The 20,138-nt window shown below is 46.3% G+C and carries 18 protein-coding genes, 2 tRNA genes and 1 rRNA gene; 19 read left to right on the top strand and 2 right to left on the bottom strand.

The annotated features are described in order from the left end of the window. Positions 1-2: 2 nt before the first annotated feature. From U9J37_RS09225 to luxS, 7 genes are all read left to right on the top strand, one after another. Positions 3-1,133 (top strand): sodium ion-translocating decarboxylase subunit beta, encoded by a 1,131-nt coding sequence (locus U9J37_RS09225; protein ID WP_005475535.1) that lies wholly within the window; start codon positions 3-5, stop codon positions 1,131-1,133. 117 nt (positions 1,134-1,250) lie between these two features. Beyond that, positions 1,251-2,201: an NADP-dependent oxidoreductase gene (locus tag U9J37_RS09220; RefSeq protein WP_005475532.1), complete on the top strand. Its 951-nt coding sequence runs from the start codon at positions 1,251-1,253 to the stop codon at positions 2,199-2,201. Beyond that, the gene (locus U9J37_RS09215; protein ID WP_005475477.1) at positions 2,195-2,656 is read left to right on the top strand and encodes a YqaA family protein; all 462 of its coding nucleotides are present in this window, start codon (positions 2,195-2,197) and stop codon (positions 2,654-2,656) included. Before U9J37_RS09220 ends, U9J37_RS09215 begins: the two co-directional genes overlap by 7 nt. A gap of 9 nt (positions 2,657-2,665) precedes the next feature. Further along, a complete protein-coding gene (locus U9J37_RS09210; protein ID WP_005475491.1) occupies positions 2,666-5,524 on the top strand; it encodes a M16 family metallopeptidase in 2,859 nt (952 codons plus the stop codon). A gap of 106 nt (positions 5,525-5,630) precedes the next feature. Next, positions 5,631-7,199 (top strand): glutamate--cysteine ligase, encoded by a 1,569-nt coding sequence (gshA, locus tag U9J37_RS09205; protein ID WP_005475519.1) that lies wholly within the window; start codon positions 5,631-5,633, stop codon positions 7,197-7,199. Positions 7,200-7,208: 9 nt separating this feature from the next. Then, the gene (locus U9J37_RS09200) at positions 7,209-7,808 is read left to right on the top strand and encodes a transglycosylase SLT domain-containing protein (protein ID WP_005475479.1); all 600 of its coding nucleotides are present in this window, start codon (positions 7,209-7,211) and stop codon (positions 7,806-7,808) included. Between the two features lie 24 nt (positions 7,809-7,832). Next, complete coding sequence (gene luxS / locus U9J37_RS09195; RefSeq protein WP_005475528.1) at positions 7,833-8,351, top strand: S-ribosylhomocysteine lyase; 519 nt, start codon at positions 7,833-7,835, stop codon at positions 8,349-8,351. A 61-nt stretch (positions 8,352-8,412) separates the two neighbouring features. Here luxS and U9J37_RS09190 read toward each other — a convergent pair whose 3' ends face one another. Continuing rightward, positions 8,413-8,889 carry an RDD family protein gene (locus U9J37_RS09190; RefSeq protein ID WP_005475517.1) on the bottom strand — a complete coding sequence of 159 codons (477 nt, stop codon included), beginning with the start codon at positions 8,887-8,889 and terminating at the stop codon, positions 8,413-8,415. Positions 8,890-9,082: 193 nt separating this feature from the next. Between U9J37_RS09190 and U9J37_RS09185 the strand changes: the two genes are divergently transcribed. Continuing rightward, a tRNA-Leu gene (locus U9J37_RS09185) sits at positions 9,083-9,167 on the top strand. A 39-nt stretch (positions 9,168-9,206) separates the two neighbouring features. Here the strand turns inward: U9J37_RS09185 and U9J37_RS09180 are convergent. After that, positions 9,207-9,503: a hypothetical protein gene (locus U9J37_RS09180; RefSeq protein WP_043887325.1), complete on the bottom strand. Its 297-nt coding sequence runs from the start codon at positions 9,501-9,503 to the stop codon at positions 9,207-9,209. 100 nt (positions 9,504-9,603) lie between these two features. On the opposite strand from U9J37_RS09180, the gene U9J37_RS09175 reads away from it, so the two are divergent. The 11 genes from U9J37_RS09175 (at position 9,604) to U9J37_RS09125 (ending at position 19,979) form a co-directional block, all read left to right on the top strand. Then, complete coding sequence (locus U9J37_RS09175; protein WP_038140320.1) at positions 9,604-10,299, top strand: VC0807 family protein; 696 nt, start codon at positions 9,604-9,606, stop codon at positions 10,297-10,299. Positions 10,300-10,643: 344 nt separating this feature from the next. Beyond that, positions 10,644-10,946, top strand: coding sequence for a PTS sugar transporter subunit IIB (locus U9J37_RS09170; protein WP_038140319.1), 303 nt, complete (start codon positions 10,644-10,646; stop codon positions 10,944-10,946). Positions 10,947-11,032: 86 nt separating this feature from the next. Continuing rightward, positions 11,033-12,364 (top strand): PTS sugar transporter subunit IIC, encoded by a 1,332-nt coding sequence (locus U9J37_RS09165; RefSeq protein ID WP_043887327.1) that lies wholly within the window; start codon positions 11,033-11,035, stop codon positions 12,362-12,364. 50 nt (positions 12,365-12,414) lie between these two features. After that, positions 12,415-12,723: a PTS lactose/cellobiose transporter subunit IIA gene (locus U9J37_RS09160; protein ID WP_005475534.1), complete on the top strand. Its 309-nt coding sequence runs from the start codon at positions 12,415-12,417 to the stop codon at positions 12,721-12,723. 6 nt (positions 12,724-12,729) lie between these two features. Then, positions 12,730-14,052 carry a 6-phospho-beta-glucosidase gene (locus tag U9J37_RS09155; protein ID WP_005475474.1) on the top strand — a complete coding sequence of 441 codons (1,323 nt, stop codon included), beginning with the start codon at positions 12,730-12,732 and terminating at the stop codon, positions 14,050-14,052. Between the two features lie 15 nt (positions 14,053-14,067). After that, positions 14,068-14,799 carry a chitin disaccharide deacetylase gene (gene chbG / locus U9J37_RS09150; RefSeq protein ID WP_043887328.1) on the top strand — a complete coding sequence of 244 codons (732 nt, stop codon included), beginning with the start codon at positions 14,068-14,070 and terminating at the stop codon, positions 14,797-14,799. A gap of 97 nt (positions 14,800-14,896) precedes the next feature. Further along, a complete protein-coding gene (locus U9J37_RS09145; RefSeq protein ID WP_005475515.1) occupies positions 14,897-15,895 on the top strand; it encodes a LacI family DNA-binding transcriptional regulator in 999 nt (332 codons plus the stop codon). Positions 15,896-15,961: 66 nt separating this feature from the next. Further along, on the top strand, positions 15,962-16,366 hold the full coding sequence (locus U9J37_RS09140) for a VOC family protein (RefSeq protein ID WP_005475521.1): 405 nt from the start codon (positions 15,962-15,964) through the stop codon (positions 16,364-16,366). A gap of 110 nt (positions 16,367-16,476) precedes the next feature. After that, complete coding sequence (locus tag U9J37_RS09135; RefSeq protein ID WP_043887330.1) at positions 16,477-17,736, top strand: HD-GYP domain-containing protein; 1,260 nt, start codon at positions 16,477-16,479, stop codon at positions 17,734-17,736. 527 nt (positions 17,737-18,263) lie between these two features. Next, positions 18,264-19,815: ribosomal RNA gene (locus tag U9J37_RS09130) — 16S ribosomal RNA — on the top strand. 88 nt (positions 19,816-19,903) lie between these two features. Continuing rightward, positions 19,904-19,979: transfer RNA gene (locus tag U9J37_RS09125), tRNA-Glu, on the top strand. Positions 19,980-20,138: the final 159 nt, after the last annotated feature.

The following is a 20,138-nucleotide window of genomic DNA, read 5'->3' as shown; positions in this document are numbered from 1 at the left end:
CCATGGAAGGATTAATGACCCTTTGGTCAGAAACAGGGATCGCTAACTTTGAGTTTGGCCAGATCTGTATGATCTTGGTTGGCTGTGCTTTGCTATTCTTGGCGATACGTAAGGGCTTCGAGCCCTTACTTCTGCTGCCGATTGGCTTTGGCGCGATTTTAGCGAACATTCCCAACGCAGGATTCACCGAAGAAGGTGGGCTACTTTACTATGTATACTACGTTGGTATTGAATCAGGTATATTCCCGCTGTTGATCTTCATGGGTGTAGGAGCAATGACGGACTTTGGTGCCTTGATTGCAAACCCGAAAACGCTATGGTTGGGCGCGGCGGCTCAGTTTGGGATCTTTGCCACTCTATTTGGGGCGATTCTACTCAACTATGTACCTGGCATGGAATTTAGTATGCCAGATGCAGCGTCAATTGCGATCATTGGTGGTGCAGATGGACCAACGGCGATCTTCTTGGCGAGCCAGTTATCTCCTGATTTATTGGGTGCCATCGCGGTTGCAGCATACAGCTACATGGCGTTGGTTCCGATCATTCAGCCACCTATTATGAAGGCGCTAACATCACCAGAAGAGCGTAAGATCCAGATGGCTCAACTTCGTCATGTGGGGAAAGTAGAGAAGATCTTATTCCCACTCGCGGTGTTGTTGATGACGATTTTGTTCTTACCTTCCGCAACACCACTGGTGGGCATGTTCTGTTTGGGTAACTTGATGCGCGAAGCGGGTGTCGTGGATCGCCTATCGAAAACCGCTCAGAATGAGTTGATCAACATCGTCACGATCTTCCTTGGTCTGGGGGTGGGTTCGAAGCTACAAGCGGAAGAGTTCTTAAACGTTGAGACGCTCGGTATTCTTGCTCTTGGTGCGGTTGCCTTTAGTATCGGTACCGCTGGCGGTGTTTTGATGGCTAAGCTGCTTAACAAGTTCTCTAAAGAGGATATAAATCCACTTATTGGCGCTGCGGGTGTATCGGCGGTACCAATGGCGGCTCGTGTGGTCAATAAGGTTGGCCTTGAAGCCAATCCACAAAACTTCTTGCTCATGCATGCGATGGGTCCCAACGTGGCTGGGGTTCTGGGTTCTGCTGTTGCTGCGGGTATCTTGTTGGCGCTTGTCGGCTAATGCTCGGTTAGTTGTTGGTTAATTTGAAATCGATCGGTTAACTTGATAGCAATAAATGGTATATATTCAAAGGGATGCTTTAGCATCCCTTTTTGCTATCGACAGGGAAATCATGAAATGGAAAACAAACAAATCGCAATATCTCAATTCGGTGGGCCAGAAGTATTGGTCATCCAGTCATCTGCGGTTCCTCAGCCTAAAGCGGGTGAAGTACTTGTCAGAGTCGCTTTTGCTGGTGTTAACCCTATCGATGTGAAAACACGCGCGGGTCTTGGTTGGGCTGCGTCCGAAAACAAAGATAATTTACCTTGGGTTCCGGGTTACGACATAGCGGGTGAAATTGTCCAATGTGGTGAGCAAACGGAACGATTTAGCCAAGGAGATAAAGTTGCCGGTTTTGTCGGTTTCCCTTTGCAAGGTGGCGGTTACAGCCAATACATTGCTGTTCCTGAAACAGAACTGAGCCTTGTGCCTGATTCCATTACACTAGAAGCAGCGGCAGCATTGCCTCTTGCCGGTCAGACCGCGATTCAAGCGCTGGATAAGGCGGGTGTTAAAGAGGGAGACAGAGTGCTTGTACTCGCGGGCGCAGGTGGTGTTGGCCATATAGCAATCCAAGTTGCGGTTGCCGCGAAAGCAGAAGTGTTTACGACGTGCAGCGAGTCCAATTTAGACTACATGGCGACGCTTGGTGCTCATGCGGTTAATTACCAATTTGCGCCTGTGTCAGAACGTGTTGAAGAAGCGGATGCTCTGATTGACTTGGTTGGAGGTGATGCGGCTTTAGATGCGCTTAAATGCTTGAAAGATGGCGCTAAAGTTGTCACAGTGCCGACCTTAAGCGCAGAGCTTATATGTGAGAAAGCGAAGCTACTGGGCTTTGAAGCGACCGGCATGTTGGTTGACCCTAATCCGGAACAACTTGATGCGTTGCTCTATATGGTCAGTGTTGGCTTATTAAAAACAGAGATCTTCAAGATTTATCCTATGGATCAAGTTTCTGAGGCTCACAAGCAAATAGAAACTGGACACACGCGGGGCAAGGTTTTGCTTGATATGCAATGCTAGAGGCATTTAATGCCTCCTTCCAATCTATCGCACTATGGTTTTCCGATTCGGCACTTTGGGTCTTGTTCATTACGGGGTTTCTCAGTGCCACCTTGCTTCCAGGGGGCTCTGAAGCGGGGCTGCTCGCTGCGCTTAGTCTGAATCAATTTTCTACGTTTTCCATCATTCTTGTCGCGACCTTGGGTAATACATTAGGTGGTTTGACCAACTATTGGATTGGTTGGTGGTTGCCTAATCGAACTCAAAACGAAAAGCATGGTCATAAAGCATTACAGTGGTTGAGTAAATATGGCTACTGGTCTCTATTTTTCAGTTGGTTGCCAATCATTGGCGACCCTCTTTGTTTGGCTGCGGGTTGGCTACGTATGCGTTTCTGGCCTTGTTTCTGGCTTGTCTTAATAGGTAAAGCTTTCCGGTACAGTCTACTTGCCGCCATTTATTTTGGTTTTTTCTAAGGGGAAGTTATGAGAAAAATCTGGCTTGGTGCGTTTTCTCTCGTCGCTCTTTACGGTTGCTCAACTAGCAACCTTCCTTCTGTCTCTCTATTCTCATCGCTACCGGAAGGGGTCACCTTGATTGAAGAGGTCGATCCTCAGCCTGGCAAAGCGATGATTCCCTATTCCAAATACAAACTCGACAACGGGTTGACGGTTATCCTATCTCCTGATGACTCTGATCCTCTCGTTCATGTGGATGTGACTTATCACGTTGGTTCTGCACGTGAAGAAATTGGTAAGTCAGGCTTTGCGCATTTCTTTGAGCATATGATGTTTCAGGGCAGCGAGCATGTCGGTGACCAAGAGCACTTTAAAATTATTACCGAAGCGGGTGGCACACTGAACGGGACCACGAATCGCGACAGAACCAACTATTTTGAAACGGTTCCCTCCAATCAACTCGAGAAGATGTTGTGGTTGGAATCCGATCGCATGGGCTTCTTGCTTGATGCTGTTTCGCAACGCAAATTCGAAATTCAGCGCGATACCGTTAAGAATGAGCGTGCGCAGAATTATGACAATAGACCCTATGGTTTAATGTGGGAAAAGATTGGCGAAGCCATGTATCCGGAAGGTCATCCATACTCATGGCAAACCATTGGCTATGTGGAAGATTTAGATCGTGTTGACGTTAACGATCTTAAAGCCTTTTTCTTGCGTTGGTATGGCCCAAATAATGCGGTACTCACCATTGGCGGTGATCTCGATGTTGATCAAACGCTGGAATGGGTGAACAAATACTTTGGCTCAATTCCTACTGGTCCTGAGGTAGACAAGGCTCCTAAGCAACCAGCTGTCTTGACAGAAGACCGTTATATTACTTTGCAAGATCGTATTCAGCAGCCGATGGTTGTGGTTGGGTGGCCTACTACTTATCGTGGTGAAGAAACTCAGGTCTCTCTAGATGCGCTGGCTAATGTGCTGGGAAGTGGGGCAAACAGCCTGCTGTATCAAAAGCTGGTCAAAACGCAAAAAGCGGTAGATGCAGGTGCGTTCCAAGATTGTGCTGAGTTGGCGTGTAATTTCTATGTTTACGCAATGGCACCATCGGGAGAGAAAGGTCAGTTAAAGCCTCTCTATGAAGAGTTAATGCAGACTTTAAATGAGTTTGAAGCGCAAGGCGTTGACCAAAGTCGTCTAGATCAAATCACAGGTATGGCGGAAGCAGATGCGGTGTTTGCTCTGCAAAGTGTTCGAGGTAAAGTTTCGCAATTGGCTTCGAATCAAACCTTCTTCGATCAACCTGATCGTCTTCAGAGCCAGCTTGAACGGATCCGATCTGTGTCACCTGAATCGGTCATGAAAGCCTATAAAGACTATGTGAATGGTCATAAAAAAGTGACCTTAAGTGTCGTACCAAAAGGTAAGTCTGACTTTGCGGTAGCGCCGGCAAATTTTGTGACACCGGCTCGAACATTGCCAGAGTACGCGAAAGTAACCGAATCGGATCTCGAGTACCGCCGCCCGGTAGATGAGTTTGATCGCTCAGTCATGCCGCAAGTGGCTGAAGGTGTCAAAGCTCAGATGCCGAAGTTGTACAGTGTCTACTTTGACAATGGTGTTGAACTGCTTGGAACAGTCAGTGATGAAACGCCGACGGTTCAACTCAATATTCGACTTCCTGCAGGTGAGAGGTATGTCGCTAAAGGTCAGGAAGGTTTAGCCAATCTAACCGCTGCCATGATGCAAGAGGGAACGTTAAAATCTAGTGTTGAAGAACTGCAAGCGCAATTGGATAAGCTTGGCAGTTCGGTCTCTATCGATGCTGCCAACTATACAACCAACATTGCGATATCGAGTTTAGAAAAGAACCTACCTCAGACATTGGCTTTGGTGGAAGAAATTCTTTTCGAGCCAGCCTTCAAGCAGCAAGATTTTGAACGCAATAAACGTCAGATGCTCGAAAGCATAGTTTATCAGCACCAAAAACCAAGTTGGCTCGCTTCACAAGCGACGCGTCAAGTGTTGTTCTCGGGTTCTATTTACCAAAGGCCAAGCGATGGCACGGCTAAGTCTGTTGAAGCGTTAACGCTTGATGATGTGAAAGCGTTTTATCGAACGCACTACACACCGCAAGGCACTCAAATTGTCGTGGTGGGTGACATCTCAAAACGCCAGATTAAAAAATCATTGGCGTTCATCGAAAACTGGCAGGGTAAAGCGGCGCCGTTGTTGCGTCCTCAGTTGGTGAGTGATCCGGGCGAGCAAAAAATTTACCTCGTAGATAAGCCCGGCGCGCCTCAAAGCATTGTTCGTTTTGTTCGACAAGGTTTACCCTTTGATGCCACAGGCGAAACGTATTTGACGCAACTGGCCAACTTTAATCTTGCGGGTAACTTTAATAGTCGCTTAAACCAAAACTTACGCGAAGACAAAGGTTATACCTATGGCGCAAGCGGTTATTTAGCGGCGAACCGAGAGGTGGGGGCGATTGTCTTTTCTGCGCAAGTCCGCGCTGATTCGACGTTAGCCTCGATTCGTGAGTTTGAAAATGAACTCAATGAGTACAGTTTGGAAGGCATGAGCGACGCCGAGATGAAATTTTTACGCTTGGCGGTCGGTCAACAAGATGCTCTGAAGTATGAAACACCTTCACAGAAAGCTCAGTTGTTAAGTAGTATCCTTGCTTACAGCTTGGATGAAGACTACCTCAAGCAGCGTAATGAGATTGTTGAAACGGTTGAAAAATCGACGCTTGATCAGTTGTCGGCGAAGTGGTTTACTCCCAAAGAGTATCAAATCATTGTGGTCGGTGATGCAAATACCTTGAGGCCACAACTAGAAAGTTTGCAAATCCCGATAGAAGAGCTTGAAATCATCCGCTAGAGTACACATAACTTAGAGCAAAGAAAAAGAGTGACGTCAGTCACTCTTTATTAATTATAGGATTGGCTCAGTACGAACTGGGCCCTCGACATAAGCGAACCTCATTTTGACTGAATTTGCTGCGCGACTTGAGCGAGTTGCACGAAACCCAGAAGTATTCAAATCTTTCGGCCGAGGTGTTGAGCGAGAGACACTTCGTTATCAACAAGATGGTTACCTTGCAACGACGCCCCACCCTAAATCACTAGGTTCTGCATACGCGAACAATTGGATTACGACCGATTTCTCAGAGTCTTTGCTTGAGTTTATCACGCCTGTGTCTAAAGACATTGACACGCTCACAGCCCAGTTAGAAGACATTCATCACTTTACCCAAACTAAACTGGGCGAAGAGAAAATGTGGCCGCTGTCGATGCCTTGCTTCGTGGGGAGTGAAGATGACATTAACCTTGCGCAATACGGCTCTTCAAACTCAGGCAAAATGAAAACGCTTTACCGTCAAGGCTTAAAACACCGTTACGGTAGTTTGATGCAGATTATTTCCGGTGTGCATTTTAATTTCTCGTTTCCTGAATCTTTTTGGGATCAGTTATACGGAGAGCAAAATGAGCAAGAGCGCCAACAGACTAAGTCGCAGGCGTATTTCGGTCTGATCCGAAACTACTATCGTTTTGGCTGGTTAATCCCTTACTTCTTTGGTGCTTCACCTGCGCTTTGTTCGTCGTTTATTCAAGGTAGAGAAACAAAGCTGCCGTTTGAAAAAATTGGTGGCACGCTTTACCTACAAAATGCGACTTCATTACGAATGAGTGATTTGGGCTACACCAACAGTGCTCAGAGCGCGTTGAAAATTGGCTTTAACAGCCTCGAAGAGTATCTCGATGGGTTAAATACCGCGATTCGCACTCCTTCGGAAGAGTTCGCAGCGATCGGCGTTAAAGTTGACGGTGAGTATCGTCAGCTAAACAGCAACGTCTTACAAATCGAAAATGAGCTGTATGCGCCAATTCGACCAAAACGTGTTGCTAAATCCGGTGAAAAACCGTCTGAAGCGCTCGCACGTGGTGGGGTTGAGTACATTGAAGTTCGTTCGCTAGACGTGAATCCATATAGCTCTGTTGGCGTGACAGCTGAACAAGTGCGCTTCTTGGATCTATTCTTAGCGTGGGCTGCGTTGTCGGATTCTGAACCGATGGATTACTGTGAACAGGCATGTTGGCGCGAGAACTGGAATAAAGTGATTGTTGAAGGTCGCAAACCAGGGCTTGAGCTTCAGATCGGCTGTAAAGGTGAAATTCTGAGTCTGCAAGATTGGGCGAAACGAGTGTTTGTTGAGTTGACTCAAATCGCTGAGCAGATGGACGCAGCAAACGGTGGCAATGAGTATCAGGCGGTTTGCTATAAGCTGCTGGAGTGGATTGATAACCCTGAGCTCACCATCTCTGGCCAGCTACTCGAAGATACCAAACGCTTTGGCGGGTTAGGCAAAGTCGGCTGTGAATTTGGTAAACAGTATCGCCAACAGCACCTAGAACACCGTTACCGCACCTACAGCGAAGCTGAGATGGAACAAGAAGTGGAGCGCTCGGTTAAAGCTCAAGCGGACGTTGAGGCTACGGATAAGCTCAGTTTCGATGACTTTTTGACCGACTACTTTGCGTATTTAAACGCGTAAGGAACGCCGGTGGTAAAAAGGTTTGCGGCGGTTTTTGCTCTGTTAGTGTTAGGTGGATGTGCAACGGCGCCACCCAAAAACCACTCTAATTTATGCGAGATTTTCCGCGAGAAGCCCGCTTGGTATGACGATGCTGTCGATATGCAAGAGGAGTGGGGGACGCCGATTCAGATTGCGATGGCATTTGTCAAACAAGAGAGCAGTTATCGTCATGATGCGCGCCCACCGAAAGACTATGTATTGGGCTTTATTCCATGGGGGCGTGTCAGTAGCGCTTATGGATATGCACAAGCGCAAGACCCAGCATGGGAAGATTTTCAAAAAGCCACGAATCATGGTGGCTCAAGAACCAATTTTGGTGACTCACTGATGTTTATTGGCTGGTATACCAGCGAAACTCAAAAGCAGTTAGGTATCTCAAAATGGGATCCCTACAACCAATATTTGGCGTACCACGAAGGCCGTGGTGGCTATAAACGTAAAACATATCAATCGAAGCCATCATTAATCAGAGTGGCTCGAAAAGTTGAACAGCAAGCAAAGGATTACGGTTGGCAACTTAAACAGTGCCGACAAGAACTGGAAAATAACCGAAGCTGGTTTTTCTAATACTAGCTTGAGAGGAGAAGGACAATGCCGTTATTAGATAGCTTTACCGTCGATCACACTCGTATGAACGCACCTGCCGTTCGAGTGGCGAAAACCATGACCACCCCCAAGGGCGATACGATTACCGTGTTCGATTTGCGATTTACTGCGCCAAACAAAGATATCCTGTCAGAGAAAGGGATTCATACGCTAGAGCACCTATATGCAGGGTTCATGCGTAACCATCTGAATAGCGATAGCGTGGAAATCATCGATATTTCACCTATGGGATGTCGTACCGGTTTCTACATGAGCTTGATTGGTACTCCTCAAGAGCAGCAGGTGGCTGAGGCGTGGTTGTCCGCAATGCAAGACGTACTGAAAGTAGAGAGCCAAAATAAAATTCCAGAGCTCAACGAGTATCAGTGCGGAACTGCTGCAATGCACTCATTAGATGAAGCGAAGCAGATTGCTCAGGCCATTATTGATGCGGGCATCTCCGTCAACAAGAACGATGACCTAGCGCTACCTGAGGCGATGCTCAAAGAGTTAAAAGTCGACTAACGGCGCTGAAAAAACAAAAGGAAGGCGAGATGCCTTCCTTTTTTGTCTTTTGACTAATTACCTAGTTTGCCTTTGGCAGTACTACAACTTCAGTCTTCGCCCAAATATCGTGGAAACCACGCTTTTTCGGATCAATTGGGACAGTTAAGTTCGCTAAACCAAATCCCGATGTACCGATACGGATCAAAGCCTGAGTGGTCGATATTGGCGAACCGTCATTGCTTCTAAGGTGAAGCTTCCAAGCTCTCATTCCCAAAGTTTGTCCTGCTCGAGTCCAAAAGAAGACAAAGAAGTATATCCAGACCGCCGCGAGGTAAGCGGTATATACTGGGCTCCAAACTGGGTGATTGGTCAGGAAGTCACTCACATCAGCATAGCCGCCGACACTGAATACTCCCATCGCCATCAGTGCGTGAAGAATGGCAATTACAATACCCGCAGCCATCATTTCAACCGCCATTATAATCAGACCATCGTAAAAAAGAGCCCCTAAGCGACGAAACAACCCCGCTGGTGGCAAAGAGTCAGTTGCTGACATAAAACCTGCTTACCAAAATAAAAATTAGGCGAAAGAATAAAGCTTCAATTTTGATCTGAAAAGAGACCTTGCGCACAGCTTGGCAACTTGTGGCGAATTTATCAGCAAACGGCAAGTAATTCAGTCTTTTGCACTTGCACGAACGCTCGGCTTACGTATAATGCCAAACATCAAAGGACGAGATGTCCTAGATGCCGGTGTGGTGAAATTGGTATACACGACGGATTCAAAATCCGTTGCCTTCGGGCGTGGCGGTTCAAGTCCGCCCACCGGTACCATATATAGAAAGGTCGCTTATATAGCGACCTTTCGTCGTTTTAGGTGTTTGAAATAGATTGATGTTTGACAGGCGTTGCCTTCGCGGTGGCGGCAGGAATGCCTGTCCAATCAGTCCGCACCGGTACCATACATAGAAAGGTCGCTTTTATAGCGGCCTTTCGTCGTTTTAGGTGTTTGAAAATAGATTCATGTTTGACAGGCGTTGCCTTCGCGGTAGCGGCAGGAATGCTTGTCCAATCAGTCCGCACTGGTACCATGGCGCTAATGTAGAAACGCAGCCTCTGCGTGGTTGCTGGAGTGGGCGCCTCATCTAGTACTATTCTCCGCCATTTCATATGTCGTTACACAGCTTGGCGCGTTAACGCTTTACTTCTCTCGCTATGCGAGGAACAATCCCTTCCCAGAGATTTATTTTAAACGCAGCCTTTAGAAATTATGAGTAACACAGAGAACAAAAAATCGAACCCCTTGTTCGAGATCCTCTTTAACGTTTTTGTCCCGTCATTCATTTTAATGAAGTTTAGTGGCGAAGAGCATCTAGGAACGGTTATGGCGTTAGTCGTCGCGCTTGCTTTCCCTGTGGCTTATGGTGGCATGGAGCTGATTCGTAACAAGAAGTTTAACTTTATTGCGGCACTGGGCTTTGTCAGTGTGTTGCTCACTGGAGGAATCGGTCTACTTGAACTAGATACTCGTTGGTTGGCGCTGAAAGAAGCGTTGATCCCTGGCCTGATTGGTTTAGCGGTTCTGGGCTCAACGTTTACACGTTACCCATTTATGCAGAAGATGATCCTCAATGACACCATTTTGAATCTGCCTCTCATCAAGGAACGACTAGAAGAAAGCGGTAAGTCTCAAGCGTTTGAACGCTGTCTCATGACGTCTAACTACCTATTTGCCAGTACCTTTGCCTTTTCATCGGTGATGAATTATTTCCTCGCGACCTGGATTGTGACAAGCCCAGCAGGAACCGCTGAGTTTAATGAAGAGCTCGGAAAACTAACATTATATAGCTACCCAATTATCGCCATACCAAGTATGTTGATGATGTTTGGTATCTTCTACTATGTTTGGCGTCAAATCCGCGCAATGACTTCCTTGGAAACGGAACAAATTTTCCATACCAAGTAATTCTCAAACGAACAAAGCCCAGTGTCTTCACTGGGCTTTGTTTTTATAGATTCTATATTATTACCTTAGCTTTTGTATTCTTTAAGATTATTAGATAAGCCTCAGTAAAAATAAACAAAGTGACAATATATAAACAGTATTTTTGCTAGATATACGCGCCTATTTTTATTCTAGTTTAGATTTAAAGTTAAAATAATTAATAAAAATATCACCAGTTAAAACAGCGATGTTTCTTTATAAAATGAGAGTTTGTTCACGTACAATGCAACCGGTTGCGCTTTTTTGTGTTGTACGTTTTTGCTACAGTGTTCGTAGGTTAAAGATTGAACACATGGAGCAAGATTATGAAAAAGATTCTTTTGTGCTGTAGCGCTGGTATGTCGACCAGTATGCTTGTTAAGAAAATGGAGCAAGCTGCTGAATTAAAAGGAATAGAGTGTAAGATTGATGCAATGTCAGTCAACGCATTTGACGAGGCAATCAAAGAGTATGATGTTTGCTTGCTTGGCCCTCAAGTTCGCTTTCAGTTGGAAGAACTGCGTAAGACGGCAGAAGAGCATGGTAAGAACATTGCGGCAATTTCGCCACAAGCCTATGGAATGATGAAAGGTGATGAAGTGCTTCAACAAGCGCTCGAACTCATCTAATTAAATAAACTCAATTTATCAGTAAAAGAATATGCGCATATTTATATGCGTAGGGATTCTTTTATCCAAAAATAAGGATGGAATCTATGAAGCTTTATGATGCGATTATAGGAATCGTCGAAAAAAATATAGCACCGCTTGCCGCAAAAGTTGGCAATCAACCTCATGTACGAGCAATGCGTGACGGATTTATTGTCGCAATGCCATTTATTATCGTCGGTAGTTTTATTTTGATCTTTGCTTTTCCCCCGTTTGGCGAAGATACCACAAATGCGTTTGGTCGCGCTTGGTTAGATTTCGCTACCACACACTTTGACACCATTATGATGCCGTTCAATATGTCGATGGGCATTATGACGATTTTTGTCTCCTTGGGTGTCGCTTATAGTTTGGCGAAAGCCTATAAGATGGATGGTATCACGAGCGCTGTTTTATCTTTGATGAGCTTCTTGTTGGTCGCGGCTCCCGCTAAGGATGGGGCATTGGCGATGTCTCACATGGGGGGAACTGGCATCTTTACTGCGGTTATGTGTGCGTTCTTTTCGGTCGAGCTGTATCGATTTATGAAAAAGCACAACATTACCATTCGTATGCCAGAGCAAGTACCACCTGCGATTGCACGCTCTTTTGAAGTGCTACTGCCCGTATTGGCAATTTTCATCACCTTGTATCCTTTGAGCTTATTTGTTCAAGCTCAGTACGGAATGCTAATTCCAGATGCAGTAATGGCGATGTTCAAGCCGTTAATCAGTGCCTCAAACACTCTGCCAGCGATTATTGGTGCGTTGCTCTTATGTCAGTTACTTTGGTTTGCTGGAATACATGGAGCCGCGATTGTCGTTGGACTTCTTTCACCGATTTTCCTTACCAATATCAGTGCCAATATTGATGCATTTGTTGCGGGTCAGCCCATTCCCAATGTCTTTACGCAACCTTTCTGGGATTTCTACATCTTCATTGGTGGTTCAGGCGCAACGCTCGCACTTGTCTTACTGATGTCGTTCAGTCGCTCTGCGCATCTAAAAAGTATTGGACGCATGAGTGCGGTACCAGGCTTCTTCCAAATCAATGAGCCTGTCATTTTTGGCAGTCCAATTGTAATGAACCCAATCTTGTTTATTCCTTTTGTCTTCGCGCCAGTTATCAATGCCACCATTGCCTATTTTGCGGTTCAAGTTGGCTTGGTTGGTATGGGCGTTGCCACAACACCATGGACGACGCCGGCCATTATTGGCGCGTCATGGGGCAGTGGTTGGACGCTGTCGCCCGTATTGTTGGTGATCGGATTGTTGATTCTGGATCTGTTTATTTACCTGCCTTTCTTCAAGATGTTTGAAAAGCAAGTGATCGCTCAAGAGCAGCCTTCAAGCGAGTCTGAACCAGAGCAAGCCGTGTCAGGTAAAGGTGCCATCGCCTAAGTAAATCATTGAGCTGTCGCGTTAGGCAGCTCTGAATAAAGGAAGTCGTTATGGAACAAGAAATTGTTGTTATGGAAATAATTTGTAATGCAGGTGAAGCACGTAGCTTGTGTTATGAAGCCCTTAGGTTATCTCGCGAAAAAGAGTTTCTCGCCGCAGAAGAAAAACTCGCTCTTGCTAAGGAGTGTTTAAACAAAGCGCACCTGATTCAGACGCAGCTTATTGAAGAAGATCAGGGGGAGGGGAAAGTTGCGATGACCTTGGTAATGGTCCACGCACAAGATCATTTGATGACTACCATTTTGGCGCAAGAAATGGCAACAGAAATGGTCGCACTACATAAGCAGATTGCGGGGTAAACACGAATGTCTAGAGATAGCTTAAAGCTTGCTATTATTGGTGGGGGTAGCAGTTATACGCCTGAGCTTGTGGAAGGTGTACTCAAAAGATTGACGTCGCTTCCGGTAAAACAGATCCATTTCGTTGATATTGAAGAAGGCAAAGAAAAGCTAGACATTATTTGCGGATTAGCGAAACGTATGATTGCAAAAGTCGGTGCGGATATTGAGGTAACCGCAGACTGTGATCGCCGGGCGGCCATCAAAGGGGCAGATTTCGTTATGACTCAGTTTCGCGTTGGCGGTCTCGCTGCCAGAGCAAACGATGAAAAAATCCCCCTCAAATATGACGTAATTGGTCAAGAAACAACGGGGCCTGGCGGGTTTGCAAAGGCGCTACGAACCATTCCTGTGATACTGGATATTTGCCGTGATATTGAGGAGCTCTCACCAAATGCGTGGATGCTCAATTTTACCAATCCGGCAGGATTAGTGAGTGAGGCTGTCAACAAATACACCAAGGTAAAAAACATTGGTTTATGTAATGTGCCGGTCTCTATGCAAATGATGATTGCCGACATGATGGACTGCCAGCCCAATGAAGTACAGCTTGAGTTCGCTGGCTTGAATCATCTAGTTTGGGTGCATAAAGCGTGGCTCAATGGTGAAGATATTACTCACACCGTACTTGAGAAAGTCGGGGATGGAGCCAACTTCAGCATGAAAAACATTTGGGAAGAGCCGTGGGACCCAACTTTTTTGAAAGCGTTGAATGCGATCCCATGCCCTTACCATCGATATTTCTATCAAACGGATGCGATGCTAGCGGAAGAGAAGCTAAGCGCTGCGGAGAAAGGAACTCGAGCGGAGCAAGTAATGCAGACCGAAGCGGAACTGTTTGAGCTATATCAGCAGCCAAGTCTCGACCATAAACCTTCGCAGTTGGAAGAGCGAGGCGGTGCTTATTACTCGGATGCGTCGCTCAATTTAGTCGATGCGATCTACAACAATCGAAATTCATTGCACGTTGTGAATGTGCCTAATAATGGCGCAATAAATGGTTTGCCTGATGATGCCGTGATTGAGTGCACGGCTGTGGTTGGGTCATGGGGAGCAAAGCCTCTCGCGGTTGGGGAGTTATCGCCAAATGTGAAAGGGTTACTTCATCAAGTGAAAGCTTACGAGCAACTGACCATTGAAGCCGCGGTACATGGCAGTTATGAGCAGGGTTTAATGGCGCTTGCGAACAATCCGTTGGTCCCAGATATTGGTCGCGCTAAATCGATCTTTGATGAGATATTACAGCAAAATCGCCATTATCTACCTCAATTTACCTTAACTCACTTATAAGGAGTGGCCAAAGCGATGAAAGTGATCTTCAATGCCGATGATTTCGGATTAACGAAAGGGGTCAACAAGGGAATTGTACGCTCCCATTTACAGGGCGTCGTTCGTTCTACAACACTGCTCGTCGGGTTACCGGAGGAGGAGCACGCTGTCGCTTTGGCTAATAAAATCCCGACCTTAAAAGTAGGCATCCATTTGCGTTTTACGCTGGGAGCGCCTTTAACACGTTCAACTAACTTGAGTGATACAAACGGAACGTTTTATAAATACGCAGAGTTCTGGTCACATCGCGGGTTTAGTGCTCAAGCCATCTATGACGAATGTATCGCACAAGTTGAAGCCTTTCTCGCGACAGGATTGACGCTCAGTCATATCGACAGTCATCATCACGCCCATACCCACCCAGAATTTTTGCCAGTTGTAACGGAAGTTGCGGCGAAATACCGCGTCCCACTCAGAGGGCAAAGCGCCCCGAATTTAAATTACTTCTTTACCGATCAATTCTATGACCAAGGCGTCGACTTAATGGGCTTAGTGAATCATCTATTAGAGCTAGAAAAACGTTACGAGCTAGTGGAAGTCATGTGCCACCCTGCCATTGTTGACCAAGCGCTTGCCCATAGCAGTGGCTACTCAGAACAACGAAAGAAAGAGCTTAACGTGTTGACCGATGACAAACTTGCCACCTTGCTTGAAAGGCATTCAATCGAAGTCACGGATTATTCGGCTTTATCTATCCAGCATTCCTAACCGAGTGTAGGATGTTTTACGGCTGCCAGGATACCCCCTAAAGTCATGTCCTTATGTTCTGGCAGCCTCTTTATAAAGTGATGAAGTACAGGATGTTATGGCTAGAATAAAAGATGTCGCTGAGTTGGCGGGTGTAAATCGTTCAACGGTTTCGCGAATTATTAATGGTGAGGGCAAGTTTAAAGCGGAGACAAAGCGGAAAGTTGAAGAAGCAATGAAAGCGCTGAACTACCGCCCGAGTGCTATCGCGCGTTCGCTGGCAACCTCTTCCACCAACATGGTTGGTTTGCTCGTGACTTATTATACTGGTGGCTTCTTCGGTGCGATGATGGATCAGGTTCAAAGCGAGCTCGATCAACACAAAAAGTTTCTGATCACTGCACAAGGGCATCACTCCGCCAACGGGGAAAAGGAAGCGATACAACGTTTTAATGATCTTCGCTGTGAGGGTTATGTGTTGCACAGCCGATACTTGTCCGATCAAGAGTTGATCACTTTATCAGAAGCGCCGACCCCATTCGTATTGTTAGATCGCTACGTCCCTGGGCTAGAGTCGCGTTGCATCACCTTTGATCACCACAAAGCCAGTTTCATTGCGGTTCAGCACCTGATTGATATCGGCCATACCAAGGTGGCATGCATAGCAGGGCCTGCCCATCGAGAAAATAGTGTGCTTCGTAAGCAAGGTTATCTGGACGCCATGATGAAAGCGGGAGTGGCAGTACCAGAGAGTTGGTGTGCGGAAGGGGACTACGGCCGCCAAAGTGGTTATCAAGCGGCAAAGACAATTCTCCAAGCAGCGCCACAAGTGACAGCGATTTATTCTTGCAGTGAAGAAATGACAGTTGGGGCGTTGCAGTACCTCCATGAAGTGGGGATCAAAGTGCCAGAGCAAATATCAATTGTCAGCTTTGACAGTATCGATCGCTGCGAGGACCTCTACCCGACGGTGACCTCGGTCCATTTTCCCATCAGCGACATGGCTCGAGCCGCTGCCTTACAGCTCAACAATCTTATTCATAAGCATGAAGCAAAGCTGCCAGAAACCTTCGAGCCTAAATTAATTTTGCGCAATTCACACCAGAGAATTGAGTAAGCGATTAAAATTTCCTCGTTGTTTCAAAAAGTTGTCTATCTTTTAAAGATACCAAGGAGGAACGCAATGTATAACTTAACCCCATACCTGTTTTTTGCTGGCCGCTGCGAAGAAGCGCTTGAGTTCTACCACAAGTGTTTTGGAGGTGTTGTGGTGAGCAAGCAATATTTTAAAGAGGCGCCGCAAGTGATCGAAGGTGCAGACCCAGATTGGATAATGCATGCCGAGTTCGAAGCATTTGGTATGAAACTGATGTTGTCTGACGGTATGGTGGCCAAAGAGCTGTCGGGGAATAATGTTGCGTTATCGTTAGTTTTGGATGATTTAGATGAGCAGGCTCGATTATTTGATAAGCTCTCTCACGGTGGTCATATCATGATGCCGTTGGCAGACACATTTTGGGGCGCTCGCTTTGGCAAGGTTGAAGATCAGTTTGGTGTGCGCTGGATGCTGCATTGTAACTTGGTGTGAACCGCCTGAGTCACCTACCACCTTCTCATTAGTGACTCAACATGATGATTTCAGAAATGGAATCATCTAAACTTATAAACGAGTCAGTAACGTAAAGAAATCTATAAGAAGTGGCAAGTATTAAGATAACCGTCGACAGAATCCAACCTGGATTGCACATTCGGTTGCCTGTTAAATGGAACGAACACCCATTCCTGTTTAATAGCTTCAAGGTAAAAGATGAAGAGCAGATTCGGTTGATACGACATCTGGGGATTAAACATGTCTTCATGAATCCTAACCAGAGTGATACGCAACCTCTTCCTCCTAAGACTCAGGATTCATCCCAGCATGAAGAGGATATGAGTGCTGCCATAGATAAAGAGGCAGAAAAGCTCTGGAAAGAGAAGCAAGACCGAATTGAGCGATTAAGTGCTTACAGGCGCCGTGTTATTAATTGTGAAAAAGAGTTCGAGCGCTCGTTATCCCGGATGCGTGCTGTGATGAACAAAATTCGCAATCGTCCTGACCAAGCAGTTGATGAAGCCACAAGCTTGGTGAATGATATTGTTGATAAACTCTTGAGTGACGACAATGTCACCTTACATCTCATGAATGGTAAAAGTGAGTTTGAAGATATCTATTTCCACTCGCTCAACGTTTCTGTTGTATCAATGATGATAGCGAAAGCGAAGAAGTGGGATTCGGACCAACTCAAGCAAGTGGCTTTTGCTGCGCTTTTTCATGATATGGGGAAGGTGAAGGTGCCGAGTGCAATAGTGCGCAAACAAACGCCCTTGTCTGAACCAGAGAAAAACTACCTTAAACTTCATACAAAATATGGCTTGGAGTTGGCCAATAATATAGAGGCGTTCCCTGAATCTGCAAAGATCGTGATCGAGCAACACCATGAGCTAAATGATGGCTCGGGGTATCCGGCAGGTCTTAAAGAAGATGAGATAGATGAAATTACGCAAGTCATCTCAGTTGCGAATGCGTACGACAACCTTTGTCACCATAACGTGCCCTCAGAGCAAAAAATTCCTTATGTTGCCCTCTCTCATCTATATAAGAACTGCAAGCACCTTTATAACAATGACAACTTAAGCTTATTGATTAAGTTTATGGGCATCTATCCTCCGGGTACTGTGGTTCAGCTTTCGAATGATATGGTCGGATTGGTTATCTCGGTAAATGCGCGAAACATACTGTTCCCGAATGTATTGATCTACGATCCATCCGTTCCTCGAACTCAAGCTCCAATCATTGACTTGGCAGAAAAAGAAATAAAGATAGTTAATGCTATTTTGCCAACCAAACTGCCGGACAAAGTTCGCGAGTATCTCAACCCACGTTCTCGTATTTCCTACTTTTTCGATAGTGACGATTAGTTATCCACAAGAAAATGTGCATAAGCTTTGCTTAAGCTGAGGGTAGCTTGAGTGTAAAAATGCCCCTGAACAATAGCTGTTCAGTTGGGCATTTTTTTATGAAAAAACGCATATTTTCTCTTGCCATCGAAAAGGAACTGCCTATAATGCGCTTCCACTGACACGGCAGACGCCACAAGGCTTCAGTAGTGTTAGAGAGGTGAAAACTTCTCGAGGAAATAAATTTGAAAAAGAGTTTGACTCTTCAAGTTATCTCGCTAGAATGCACCTCCGCTTTGAGAGAAAGCTCAAAGCAACGCTCTTTAACAATATAAACCTATCAATCTGTGTGGGCACTCGTTGATGATAATCCAATTAGAAGCTTCGGCTTCAAATTAGGTTTCAATGAAACGAAGTGACCATTCGAATTGGGATGCAGCCTTGAGCTGTTTTGTTTTACTTTTTCAAAAGTAAAAACCAATAAGAGCACAGTCAATTCAAACATTACTTTATGTAATGTTCAGTATTCATTGAGCCGACAAAATCTTAAATTGAAGAGTTTGATCATGGCTCAGATTGAACGCTGGCGGCAGGCCTAACACATGCAAGTCGAGCGGAAACGAGTTATCTGAACCTTCGGGGAACGATAACGGCGTCGAGCGGCGGACGGGTGAGTAATGCCTGGGAAATTGCCCTGATGTGGGGGATAACCATTGGAAACGATGGCTAATACCGCATAATAGCTTCGGCTCAAAGAGGGGGACCTTCGGGCCTCTCGCGTCAGGATATGCCCAGGTGGGATTAGCTAGTTGGTGAGGTAAGGGCTCACCAAGGCGACGATCCCTAGCTGGTCTGAGAGGATGATCAGCCACACTGGAACTGAGACACGGTCCAGACTCCTACGGGAGGCAGCAGTGGGGAATATTGCACAATGGGCGCAAGCCTGATGCAGCCATGCCGCGTGTATGAAGAAGGCCTTCGGGTTGTAAAGTACTTTCAGCAGTGAGGAAGGTGTTGTCGTTAATAGCGGCATCATTTGACGTTAGCTGCAGAAGAAGCACCGGCTAACTCCGTGCCAGCAGCCGCGGTAATACGGAGGGTGCGAGCGTTAATCGGAATTACTGGGCGTAAAGCGCATGCAGGTGGTTTGTTAAGTCAGATGTGAAAGCCCGGGGCTCAACCTCGGAATTGCATTTGAAACTGGCAGACTAGAGTACTGTAGAGGGGGGTAGAATTTCAGGTGTAGCGGTGAAATGCGTAGAGATCTGAAGGAATACCGGTGGCGAAGGCGGCCCCCTGGACAGATACTGACACTCAGATGCGAAAGCGTGGGGAGCAAACAGGATTAGATACCCTGGTAGTCCACGCCGTAAACGATGTCTACTTGGAGGTTGTGGCCTTGAGCCGTGGCTTTCGGAGCTAACGCGTTAAGTAGACCGCCTGGGGAGTACGGTCGCAAGATTAAAACTCAAATGAATTGACGGGGGCCCGCACAAGCGGTGGAGCATGTGGTTTAATTCGATGCAACGCGAAGAACCTTACCTACTCTTGACATCCTCAGAAGCTTGTAGAGATACGAGTGTGCCTTCGGGAACTGAGAGACAGGTGCTGCATGGCTGTCGTCAGCTCGTGTTGTGAAATGTTGGGTTAAGTCCCGCAACGAGCGCAACCCTTATCCTTGTTTGCCAGCACTTCGGGTGGGAACTCCAGGGAGACTGCCGGTGATAAACCGGAGGAAGGTGGGGACGACGTCAAGTCATCATGGCCCTTACGAGTAGGGCTACACACGTGCTACAATGGCGCATACAGAGGGCGGCCAACTTGCGAGAGTGAGCGAATCCCAAAAAGTGCGTCGTAGTCCGGATTGGAGTCTGCAACTCGACTCCATGAAGTCGGAATCGCTAGTAATCGTGGATCAGAATGCCACGGTGAATACGTTCCCGGGCCTTGTACACACCGCCCGTCACACCATGGGAGTGGGCTGCAAAAGAAGTGGGTAGTTTAACCTTTGGGGGGACGCTCACCACTTTGTGGTTCATGACTGGGGTGAAGTCGTAACAAGGTAGCGCTAGGGGAACCTGGCGCTGGATCACCTCCTTATACGATGATTATTGCGATGAGTGTTCACACAGATTGATGGTTTATGTAGTTTAAGAGATAGAACATCCCCCAAGATGTTCAACTTAGTGTCCCGTTCGTCTAGAGGCCTAGGACACCGCCCTTTCACGGCGGTAACAGGGGTTCGACTCCCCTACGGGATACCATCTTTAAGTGCATTCCTAATAGTGCTTTTAAAAATGGTTACTTCTTAGGAAGTGATTAGCTCTTTAACAATTTGGAAAGCTGACAAATCAACAAGTTATTGTTGATTGTAAAGTTCTCAATGTTTGTCTTTATAGACAAACACCAATACAACACATTCA

The sequence above is a fragment of the Vibrio sp. 16 genome, assembly GCF_963681195.1.
Classification (GTDB): domain Bacteria; phylum Pseudomonadota; class Gammaproteobacteria; order Enterobacterales; family Vibrionaceae; genus Vibrio; species Vibrio sinaloensis_D.
This window is presented reverse-complemented; position numbering and strand designations above follow the sequence as displayed.

Excerpts from the sequence above, each read along its gene's own strand:
- U9J37_RS09225 (WP_005475535.1), top strand. The coding sequence starts at position 3 with ATGGAAGGATTAATGACCCTTTGGTCAGAAACAGGGATCGCTAACTTT.
- U9J37_RS09220 (WP_005475532.1), top strand. The coding sequence starts at position 1,251 with ATGGAAAACAAACAAATCGCAATATCTCAATTCGGTGGGCCAGAAGTA.
- U9J37_RS09215 (WP_005475477.1), top strand. The coding sequence starts at position 2,195 with ATGCTAGAGGCATTTAATGCCTCCTTCCAATCTATCGCACTATGGTTT.
- U9J37_RS09210 (WP_005475491.1), top strand. The coding sequence starts at position 2,666 with ATGAGAAAAATCTGGCTTGGTGCGTTTTCTCTCGTCGCTCTTTACGGT.
- luxS (WP_005475528.1), top strand. The coding sequence starts at position 7,833 with ATGCCGTTATTAGATAGCTTTACCGTCGATCACACTCGTATGAACGCA.
- U9J37_RS09190 (WP_005475517.1), bottom strand. The coding sequence starts at position 8,889 with ATGTCAGCAACTGACTCTTTGCCACCAGCGGGGTTGTTTCGTCGCTTA.
- U9J37_RS09180 (WP_043887325.1), bottom strand. The coding sequence starts at position 9,503 with ATGAAATGGCGGAGAATAGTACTAGATGAGGCGCCCACTCCAGCAACC.
- U9J37_RS09175 (WP_038140320.1), top strand. The coding sequence starts at position 9,604 with ATGAGTAACACAGAGAACAAAAAATCGAACCCCTTGTTCGAGATCCTC.
- U9J37_RS09170 (WP_038140319.1), top strand. The coding sequence starts at position 10,644 with ATGAAAAAGATTCTTTTGTGCTGTAGCGCTGGTATGTCGACCAGTATG.
- U9J37_RS09165 (WP_043887327.1), top strand. The coding sequence starts at position 11,033 with ATGAAGCTTTATGATGCGATTATAGGAATCGTCGAAAAAAATATAGCA.
- U9J37_RS09160 (WP_005475534.1), top strand. The coding sequence starts at position 12,415 with ATGGAACAAGAAATTGTTGTTATGGAAATAATTTGTAATGCAGGTGAA.
- U9J37_RS09155 (WP_005475474.1), top strand. The coding sequence starts at position 12,730 with ATGTCTAGAGATAGCTTAAAGCTTGCTATTATTGGTGGGGGTAGCAGT.
- chbG (WP_043887328.1), top strand. The coding sequence starts at position 14,068 with ATGAAAGTGATCTTCAATGCCGATGATTTCGGATTAACGAAAGGGGTC.
- U9J37_RS09145 (WP_005475515.1), top strand. The coding sequence starts at position 14,897 with ATGGCTAGAATAAAAGATGTCGCTGAGTTGGCGGGTGTAAATCGTTCA.
- U9J37_RS09140 (WP_005475521.1), top strand. The coding sequence starts at position 15,962 with ATGTATAACTTAACCCCATACCTGTTTTTTGCTGGCCGCTGCGAAGAA.